General features: G+C 37.0%; 9 protein-coding genes. 3 read left to right on the forward strand and 6 right to left on the reverse strand.

The window, feature by feature from the left end:
• Nucleotides 1–99 precede the first annotated feature (99 nt).
• The 3 genes from BMW41_RS09850 to BMW41_RS09860 all read left to right on the forward strand — a co-directional run bounded on the left by BMW41_RS09850 (nucleotide 100) and on the right by BMW41_RS09860 (nucleotide 3,076).
• A complete protein-coding gene (locus BMW41_RS09850) occupies nucleotides 100–543 on the forward strand; it encodes a transposase family protein (protein ID WP_074649931.1) in 444 nt (147 codons plus the stop codon).
• A complete protein-coding gene (locus BMW41_RS09855; protein WP_074649932.1) occupies nucleotides 524–1,753 on the forward strand; it encodes a transposase in 1,230 nt (409 codons plus the stop codon). Before BMW41_RS09850 ends, BMW41_RS09855 begins: the two co-directional genes overlap by 20 nt.
• A 69-nt stretch (nucleotides 1,754–1,822) precedes the next feature.
• Nucleotides 1,823–3,076, forward strand: coding sequence for an IS256 family transposase (locus BMW41_RS09860; RefSeq protein ID WP_074649933.1), 1,254 nt, complete (start codon nucleotides 1,823–1,825; stop codon nucleotides 3,074–3,076).
• A gap of 810 nt (nucleotides 3,077–3,886) precedes the next feature.
• Here BMW41_RS09860 and BMW41_RS09865 read toward each other — a convergent pair.
• From BMW41_RS09865 to BMW41_RS09890, 6 genes are all read right to left on the reverse strand, one after another.
• On the reverse strand, nucleotides 3,887–4,534 hold the full coding sequence (locus tag BMW41_RS09865; protein WP_083378882.1) for an HNH endonuclease: 648 nt from the start codon (nucleotides 4,532–4,534) through the stop codon (nucleotides 3,887–3,889).
• Complete coding sequence (locus tag BMW41_RS09870) at nucleotides 4,521–5,120, reverse strand: hypothetical protein (protein ID WP_074649934.1); 600 nt, start codon at nucleotides 5,118–5,120, stop codon at nucleotides 4,521–4,523. Before BMW41_RS09870 ends, BMW41_RS09865 begins: the two co-directional genes overlap by 14 nt.
• Nucleotides 5,121–7,259: an ATP-binding protein gene (locus BMW41_RS09875; RefSeq protein ID WP_074649935.1), complete on the reverse strand. Its 2,139-nt coding sequence runs from the start codon at nucleotides 7,257–7,259 to the stop codon at nucleotides 5,121–5,123.
• An 11-nt stretch (nucleotides 7,260–7,270) separates the two neighbouring features.
• Entirely contained in the window at nucleotides 7,271–8,686 is a 1,416-nt protein-coding gene (locus BMW41_RS09880) for an Eco57I restriction-modification methylase domain-containing protein (protein ID WP_074649938.1), read from the reverse strand.
• Nucleotides 8,687–8,743: 57 nt separating this feature from the next.
• Nucleotides 8,744–9,013, reverse strand: coding sequence for a hypothetical protein (locus BMW41_RS09885; protein WP_055152799.1), 270 nt, complete (start codon nucleotides 9,011–9,013; stop codon nucleotides 8,744–8,746).
• 1,192 nt (nucleotides 9,014–10,205) lie between these two features.
• Nucleotides 10,206–10,461 (reverse strand): transposase (locus tag BMW41_RS09890; protein ID WP_177171219.1); only part of this gene is annotated, 256 nt, incomplete at its 5' end.

A 10,461-nucleotide genomic window follows, 5' to 3' on the forward strand; every position in this document is an offset into this window, starting at 1 on the left:
GTTCGTAAGCGTCAAATAGGCTCTTTCCATATATAGTTGATATTAAAGTATTAAAGCGGTATATTTGTATCATCATAATCAATAACGGGAGGTGGTGCAATGGACTCAGTTATCAGCTCATTGGGAGGAAACTATACAATAAGCCGAATTCAAAACAAAGAAGGAATGATTGTATACCATATTGGATCAGAATTGGATGAATTGGAGTGCCCCTACTGCGGAAGAAAAACAGGCAAGGTGCATTCATATCACTCAAGAGAAATACAGGATCTGCCTGTTTCCAACCAGAAAACGATCCTGATCGTGGCAACTAGAAAGATGCAATGTCTGAATCAAGAATGCAGCCACAAATATTTCTCGGAACAACACCCATTTGCAACGAGCAACGCAAGAAAAACGAATCGTTTGGTCGACAGGATTCTGAAGATGTCATCAGAAGTTAGTTCCGTATGTTCCAGTAAACTCCTGAAAGGGGAAAACATAAGTGTAGGGAAGAGCACAATCTGCAGCATGCTTAAAAAAAATGCCTGTAATTGTGGATAAGTCTCAGGTTTTTAGGATTTGTGTTGATGATTTCGCCTTAAGGCGTAGGCAAACATATGGAACAGTAATGATCGACTGGGACACCCACAGGATCATAGATATGATCCCATCCAGAGATACGAATACGGTGAGTCAGTGGCTCAGCACATATCCGAATATAGAAATGATATCCAGAGACGGAGCTTCTGGTTACGCATCAGCATCTACCAAAGCCCACCCGAATGCCATCCAGGTCACGGACCGTTTTCACCTTCTGAAGAACCTTTCCGAGGTCGTTGACAGGTATATCAAAAATACATTCCCGTCTCGTGTCGAAATAGCGGCTTCTACTGATGTTTCTGAAGAGATGAAATGTTTGTATGATACTGCAAACCGGGCTCAAAGAATCCGATATGCGCATGCCAAACGCGCAGAAGGACTGACAATTCAGGAAATAGCATATCTGCTTCATTCAGGTTGCAAGACTATCGAAAAATATCTTGCGATTCCCGAAAATGAAATACCTGAAGACAGACACATTCAGCGAGAAAGACAGCACCAGGAAGCTGTAAAACATAAGGAAGAAGAAATCAGCGATATCAAGCAAATGTATAAGGAAGGAATGTGCATTGCAGAAATAGCCAAGGCTACACATCATACGCCCAAAACAGTAGAGGCCTATTTGGATCCGAACTATTCTGTGGTCAGCGGACATTACGACCGGAAACGCTACGGGAAAATGGCTGCATATGAAAAAGAAGTCATAGAAATGCGCGCTGCGGGCAGAACATACACTGAAATCTATGACACAATAAAGCTTAAGGGGTATAGTGGTACGGTGGCTGCTATCAGGATGTATATGCAAAAGGAACGGGTCCACGCAAAAAGTGTCAAACGCGCGGAAGGGAAAGACATCGTCCACAGGATAACATTAACCCAACTTGTTTATCATAAGCTGGAGGAAGTAAAACTCATAACAAAGGGGCAGTATGAAGCCTTACTCAGACAATATCCGGAACTAGCCGGTCTTTACTCTTTAATAAAAGAATTTCATGAGATTCTGTTTTCGAAAAAAGCTGCCAACCTGAACGGGTGGGTCAAAAAAGCTTCATTATTTGCTATACCCGAACTACAAACGTTTCTAGGAGGGCTCAATCAGGATTGTGCGGCTGTAAGGAATGCTATCAAGTATGATTATAATAATGGTCTTGCAGAAGGAAGGAGAGTGTGAGAAAAAGTCTGTAAAAATGAATTGACCATGGCCTTCTATGATACACTAAATCATAGGAGGCCTAAAATTATGGCAAGAAAAGAGAAACAGCCGGTACATCATGTTCAGATGACAGATGGTAAACGTGCCATCATCTCACAGCTTCTCCAAGAATACGATATCGAAACAGCGGAGGACATTCAGGATGCGCTAAAGGATCTGCTTGGCGGAACCATCAAAGAAATGATGGAAGCCGAAATGGATGAACACCTTGGCTACGGAAAATCTCAGCGTGTTGATCGCTCAGAGCATACGGATTATCGCAATGGAACAAAGCAGAAGCAGGTTAACACCAGCTACGGTTCTATGACCATTGATGTTCCGCAGGATCGAGATTCAACTTACGAGCCGCAGATTGTAAAGAAACGCCAGAAGGATATCTCCAGTATCGATCAGAAGATCATCTCCATGTATGCCAAGGGTATGACAACTCGTCAGATCTCCGATACTCTTATGGATATATATGGATTTGAGGCCTCTGAAAGCTTCATTTCAGACGTAACCGATAAACTCTTGCCGCAGATTGAAGAATGGCAGAACAGACCGTTAGATGAGATCTATCCGGTGGTTTACATCGATGCAATCCACTATTCTGTCAGGGACAATAACGTCATCCGAAAGCTTGCAGCATACGTTATTCTGGGCATCAACCTTGAAGGCCGTAAGGAAGTCTTGACCATCGAAGTTGGTCAGACAGAAAGCGCCAAATACTGGTTATCTGTCCTGAATACCCTTAAAAATCGCGGTGTTCACGATATCATGATCATATGTGCAGATGGCCTGACAGGCATCAAAGATGCCATTTCAACCGCTTTCCCTCAGACAGAATACCAGCGTTGCATCGTACATCAGGTACGTAACACCTTGAAATTTGTTGCAGACAAGGATCGTAAACCGTTTGCTGCTGATCTCAAAAAAATATATCATGCTCCGGATGAGACCAAAGCAGCTGAGATCCGGGATGAAGTCGATGAAAAATGGCGCGAGAAGTATCCAACTGCTATGAGATCCTGGCGAACGAACTGGGATGCTATCACACCGATTTTTAAGTTTTCAGCAGACGTTAGAACGGTCATCTATACCACCAATGCCATTGAAAGCCTAAATTCTACATACCGTAAGCTGAACCGCCAGAGAAGCGTATTTCCGAGTGATCAGGCACTTCTGAAAGCTCTGTATCTGTCCACTTTCGAAGCAACAAAGAAGTGGTCTATGCCGATCCGGAACTGGGGCCAGGTCTACGGAGAAATGGCCATCATGTACGAGGGCAGGATGCCTGAATAAGGCTATAGAAACTTCAGACGCAAATAAATGGGATGGTCAAAACGGCCAGCCTTATTGACATGCGCTCTGCTGTTTGGTAATAGTAAGTCAAGAGCCGGTCAGCATCATACGTGCTCACCGGCTCAACTTTTAACATCATAGAAGGCTATTTACATAAAAAATTTCACACTCTCGAAGGAAGCGTAACTAAAATCAAACTAATCAAACGCATCATGTACGGAAGGAACAGCTTCCATCTACTGAAATCAAAAGTACTATTGCACGAACTGTTATACGTTAATGCCAACTAATATTGGAAAGAGCCTATTTGACGCTTACTTTCTTTCCCTTTAATGTGACCATGCAATCACCTCCCGATGGGCATAATAAAAGCACCTCCAAAGAGACGCTCCTGATGTTAATATGATTTTCTGGCTATCTTGGTTTATTACGACGCTTCGCAAAGCCTAAATCCCCTATATAATCAACATTCCGCAGCAATTCAACAACCTTGTCCAACACTTAGCGACCACTCATTTGACCACTTTATTTCATAATCATCCGAAAAAGCCCATTCACGGATATTCCGAAACGAAGCTTCGTAACTCCGAAGCCCCATAAATACAGCATTCTGTCAAAGATCTGCGAATTGCCAACAATGTGCGGATACTCCGTTACTTCACTTAAAAAGTAAGTAACAGGATACGCATAAAGGTACATATGTATGTGCTAATTTAAATTTAGTGGTCTAAATTTAAATTAGCACATACAACCATCTCGACCTGAATCCCTTTGTGTTATTCTATATAGAAAACGTATATCAAATTCGTATCACATAACACATTCGTTTTCTACAAATTTATTACGTTTTCTTTGCATTGTTAATATTGCCTCTGCCAATCTCCCCCCCTGAACTGTGCCTTCTAACTTTTTATGTAACCCTTGCATATTAATCAATAGGTAATCTAACCTTCTTGTTTGATGAACCAATTGTAATTGATTGTAGAAACCATTTATAGTTTCATCTTCAATATAATCTTCTTTAATTCTGATATAATACTTTTCATCCCTAAAGAAAATATTTGCAATCTTTCCATCATCCGTATTCAGTTTTTCAATATACTCTCCCGTAATCTCAAACTCCTTTTTATTTCGATTACATTGATAACATGAAAGCACAAGATTTTCTACTTTTCCAGCCTCCTCTTTATCATCAAACAGTGATTCTGCAACGAAATGATCGACCTCAAAAAGAGAAGCCGGAAGAATATCCATTGAAACCCCACAGTAAGCACACTTGCAATTATATATACTACAAAATTCCTTATTAAAAATCGTATTCCTATTGTGCACTTTATTGTACATTATTTTTTGCCTTGGATGAGCTGATCTTATCTTTTCTTCAAGTGCTTTTTTCTTATCACCTACATTTTCCAACATAGGACAATATTCTGTATTTCTATAATCATTTGTTATCATATTCTCTTTTTATCTCCTCAAATGCAGCAATAAGTCTATCGACATCTGCCACTGTTAATTTATCGTACCCGCTCTCTCCCTGTAAAGACTGCTGAATCTCTTCAAAGAAATACTTTTCAACATAATTCTTTTCTTCTATACGTTTCAATAACTTTCTACATAATTTAACCCTTTCAACTGCCTTATCTAATACAGGTTTCCATTCTTTTTCAAAGAAATCTTTACTAGAATTACCAGAGGATGTGTCAAATTTCTTTATAACTCTACACTCTTCGTCAACATCATTTTGTGTAACCACTATAACTTCCTTAAAAGGAAATACTTTTCTCAATATTATTTCAAATTCTTCACCTGCCAGTTTCTGATTTGATAAATTAGCATTTTCAAATAACATTGAATCAATAATTATGATGTCAGCAAAATGAACATCCCTGTCACTTAATAAACTTTCATAAGTATCTTCTGGCTCAAATGGACGTTGCAGATACTCAATACTAACACCCTCATACCCATACTCTTCATACAAATATTGGCTGATGTATGGATCCGTATTATCATCAACATACAAAAATTTTATAGTTTCCATTTATAAATTTCCTCCAATTGTAAAATCAATTTCAAATCCGATATTACTTATTATATCAAGTACCTCTCCGCCAGACATATTCAAAGTATTATTAACAATCCACATTCCTAATCCATGTCCTTTCTTCCGCGAAGTTTCATGTGGTTCCAAAATTTTCATCGGATTCTTCTTGTATTTGTCTGGTAGTCCAACTCCATTATCTCTATAGCAAACAAATAACATATCAGCTGATGCAGTAACCTCAATTTCTATTTCTAATCTATTTCGTTTTTCGTTCTGCTGAATACTATTTAAAATCAGATTGTCAAAAATGACAGTTATTACATCTTCTGGAATAGTAAACCTTACTTGATTATTCACTTCTACATTAATATTTATCCATGCATAGTCACTCTCCCAATTAACCTTAACTTTATCTAATAGTTCTTTTATACTATACTCTTCTGGAATAAACTGACCCTTCTCCACTTCTTCAAGCATTACATCCATAAACTGTAATAGTTTCACACCAGTATCCCTATTCTTTTTTAACAATTCAGGAACATTCAAATGTGCAACCTTAGTATTATCCGGTTCACATAATTCTTCCCACATATCATATGTTTTAAGAGCTTTCACGATAAATTCATAATTTCCATCTATTTTGTTTCTGTCATTTTTCATTTCATGTGCTATTGATGTTGCTTTTAGCCCAGAGGTAGCAAGAACATTTAAAATACGTACATCATATTTATATCTTTTTTCTGTATCCTCAATATTCTTTTTATATTCTCTTTGTTCTTTTTGCAATCCTTCTAGTTCATCTACAAATCTTGCTTCCTCATCCTTAGTCAAAATCTTCATCGTTTCTGGATTTTTTACAACTTTTGCAATTATAGAGTCTTCAGCTTTTGGTTCCGGCTTATTCTTTTTATTAATATCCCTAATTAGCGACTGTCTATAACGTTCAAATTCAGCCAAACCCGTATGAATGATTTCTACAAACAACTTATAATGATTATTTTCATCCAACCCTTGTCGATTTGCTAAATCCTGAAGATAAAAATTTCTTTTTTTATCTATGTTCACAACTCCTGAGATTTGATTTTCTCTTACTCGCCATGAACCTGTAGGATGTGTTGCGGCTGCTGGTGATTTTCTAGAACGCTTTCCTAACCCCAACCAATCTTTTTTCCCCTCATAGGACGAAATACTAAAAGAATTTCTGTATAAAATAATACCGTAATTATATCTATTGGATAGCACTTTTCTTTTATATAAGAAACGTTCATCATCTCCTGTCAGTACTCTATCTATTCCAAAATATAATTCCGCAGTAAAATCACCCAATTCCATAAGCAAATTATCAAGGTTCGTAACTTCTTCATCAAAGCTCGTATCAGAATATTCCTTTTTTAAATCAATATCATTTGAATAACTGTAAATGTTGTTTTTACAGTACTTCTGAGCCTCCTCTGAAAACTCATCGGACTCAACACAACAGTGCAAGTTCTTTTTTTCTGCACAATAAGTCAAGGTTATTTTAGAAGAAAAGTTTACACCTTTTTCTGGTTTTTCAAACACACGATTTATTGGAATTTCCTTATCTCCAAAAAACAATTCTATTTTCATTGCATCATCGCAATAAGTTCTCCCTAAGTATTCAGCTAAATTATTTGCAGTCTTTTCAGTCCACTTATCCCTTAATTTTGTAATTAACATTTTTGTTCCAATAAGTGAATAATCTTCAACCTCTTCCAGAGTACTATAATTCCAATCTGTTATCCAAGCTATTGATTTACAAGCATTTTTATGTGAAAAGACTTCTACATTTGCACCTAATCTTGCTAGAGCAAATCTACCAACACCTTTAGACCCTGCTTGAACTCTCTTTTTCCCATTAGCCCCATTAATTTCATAACCTTTGCTACTTTTGCCAATATGCATCCAATTTTGAGCCAAATCATCCCGATTCATCCCACATCCATCATCTACAATTTCAATACTGTCTTTTTTAATTACGATTTTTAATGTTAGTGCATTTGCATCAAAAGCATTCTTTACTAATTCCAAAATCGCAGATTCTTTATTGGAAAAGTTTTGAACTCCCAGCAGTTCTGCCAGTATACTGTCTTCTACAATATATTTCAATTTTTCCATTGAGCAACCTCCTAAAACTTATACTCTTCAACATCCTTTGATGTTATTCTTAAAGAACTTCCACTAATGTGTATTCCTACATCCAACACATACTGCCTAAAATCTCTACTTTCTAAAATACGCATTGCATCCTCCAATGTATATTCATTATTGCCCTCACACCTAACAATATACATTCCTGCATACGGAATACACTCTCTGGTAAGTCTATACACCGCTACATCCTCAGTAATAACTGTTGAGATAAGTAATTTATCACTGTCTAATCCAACAAGTGCCTGTGACCTCCCATATTCATACCATTTTGCACTAGAATCACTTTGACGCCCGTCCAAATCATCTCGAAAATCATTCAAATACGCCGCTGCTTCTGGATAATTTGTTTCGAATTCGCCTTCTTCAAATCTTACTAAATGTCCATCATCGTACATATACGGAAATATGATTTTTTCATTCTTCTGATACCGTAAGGATCTAGGAGTTGCTGTATCTCTCACCATATCCCTTTCTATATTATGTCCCTTACAGAGAAAACCTTGCTCTGTTTCTTGATAATCTTCTTCTTTGATTACATATGCTTCGTTCAACAATGTTGCCACCACATGAGACACCTTGAAATAATCTCCAAATCGATGCATTCCATTTGCTAAATTCTCTGTAAAAAACCATTTATCTGTCAATTGATTTACCGGAATATTTATTTCTTTTTCTAATGTCATATCCCTATAGTGTAATACACCTTGTTGTCTTTGCTTATCCAATACCATAATTGAGGACTTGACCAATGCATTATCAAATACTTTTTCCTGTGTATAGTCCTTGATAACCGTTATGTATGGTTTCATAAAATTTCTTAAGTTCAATCCAAATACAGTTTTAAATATACTACTAGGTATCAAGTAAGCCATTTTCCCATCTTGTGCTAATGACTTAATGCTTTTCTCAATAAAAGCATAGCAATAGTCAAATTTTCCTTTTACACAAGTATTAAAGTTCTTCTTAACATATTTTTGCTCATCTTTTGCCAACTCACTATAAGTTATGTACGGCGGATTACCTACGATAAATTGAAACTGTAATACATCATTCCACCGCAAATAATCATCATTAAAGATCTTCCATTCTACCTTATTAATATTATTCTTTTCTAATACTTTGTTTAAATTCTCTATACACTTTTGAAACTGTTCCGGATCAATTTCAACACCATAAATATCTCTTGCTAACCCATTCTTGATTCGCGTTCTTGACAACCCATTTGCTACACAATCATCTATATACCTTTGAACAACTGCAACCAAAATATTTCCATCACCACATGAATTTTCTAATATTTTACTTCCATACAAATGTTCTGTATACCCAACACTGTCAAGTAATTCTCTTACGTAATTTTCAGGCGTAAATACCTGGCACTTCTTGTTCATAACTTTCCTCTTTGTATCCAGTTTATTTATTACGGCATTCATTTTATCTTCTCTTTTTCACTTTTCATCTAGAGACATTTTTTCAAGTAGTTCATACCCTTTGTTTGTAATAAAATAACGCCCTTTTGCGTGTACCATCTCAACATACCCTTCTTCTACCAATTCCCTAATAATTTGATTCACTTTCAATTTACCACAGGGCACTAGACTGGCTATTTCTTGCTGATTAAGTGGACATATATTTTTACCTTCAATTTCTAATTGATTTTCCCTGACTATTAATAATACTTTTGTTTTTTCATTCACAAAATTTAAAACTTCATTCATTGTCTACACCTTCTACTCATTCAGCAATATATATCAGTTTGTTTTTGAAACCATTATGGCATTATTACTTCTTTTTTTCAATTATATTAGCAGTGAAAACCTACCTACGAAACCGATACCTGGCCCTTGTATAAGCAATATAGTTAAGATTATCTGTAGTATTCTGATTATGAATACTCAGTGATGAGTCTGTACATTTAATCACAGAACACATCAATAGTGTGACGCGCGAATTATTTGAAAATCATACGCCTTTTGATCTTATGTCGCAAAAGGATGAATACAAAAAACTGCTGGATACTCTCGGACTTCAACCAATTCCACTCGACGAAGTCTGTTTGAAGCTGGCACTACTGAAGCGTAAATAACAACAGTCTTTAGGTCAGGCAGCTATCCATAATCCCTTCAAGGTAGAGGTTGCAATAAATTTTTCAAATAAAACAACCGCTGCCTGTTTGCCATACTCAAAAATAGAGTATATCCAACAGTTTTTGTGTAATTATACTCCTTTTTATGGCTCTTAAGTGCCTTATTTAAGAACTTTTTTAAATCAAGCATCCCTTACCTTGCGTTTAGTTTTTTCATTTAATCAAACCGAACATTCGTTCCGTAATATTTCTACCAATATCAAAGGTGATTGTCATAGAAAAAAAAGAATTGCGGTTGACATCATCTGCCAACACACGAAGGATGGAAACCTGATCCCTATGCGAATCCGTGTTAAGGATGAAGAAGGCAAATACCAGACTTATACCATAAAAGAATATAGAGATGTCTCCCATCGTGGAACCAGAACCATGCCGGATGGAGTTTACATAACCAATGACACTTTTGCCTTTTAATGCAAGATACTAGTTTTCGGTGCGAAGAAATTGATCCGGCTCTACTATCAGCCGAATAATACCATCTGGCATATGACTAATTAAGTAACAAGCCCTCCCAATCCTGTCAAAGTACAGAATGTTTCTTCTGCTTTTGACAGACCCGGAAGGGCTTGTTGTGTGTTAATCAAGGTGCTGTCGCATTAGTTGATTTTTCAACTAGTGTGCAGCACCTTTTCGTATGCAAAATCAGCGGCTTTCGCCGCTGATTTTAAGTTTATGTGAAGCAAAGACGATTCGAAAACGCACTTTAACAAAGCCACTGATGTGGCTGATTCCATTTTCTGGATTCTGTTTTGAACTACTAAAAATTATGCAATTCTCGACATCTCTGTCAGAAAGGTTCCGGTCCGATTGCCTTGAATCTTAAAATGGAGCTTATTGATATTGTATGCCAACGCAACCAGAATACTTTGCGCAAGAACATTTTTCTTTCCGCGATATAAATACTGCCGGAAGCCTAAATCTTCCTTTGTTACTGCGAAGCTTCCCTCCGCCTGAATGCTACGATTCATTCGGAGCTGAGTGCCGTATTCCGAGGTGATCCGCTCTAGATCCTCCTCACGC

Source organism: [Clostridium] aminophilum, from assembly GCF_900101295.1.
In the GTDB taxonomy this organism is placed as follows: Bacteria; Bacillota; Clostridia; order Lachnospirales; family Lachnospiraceae; genus Clostridium_R; species Clostridium_R aminophilum_A.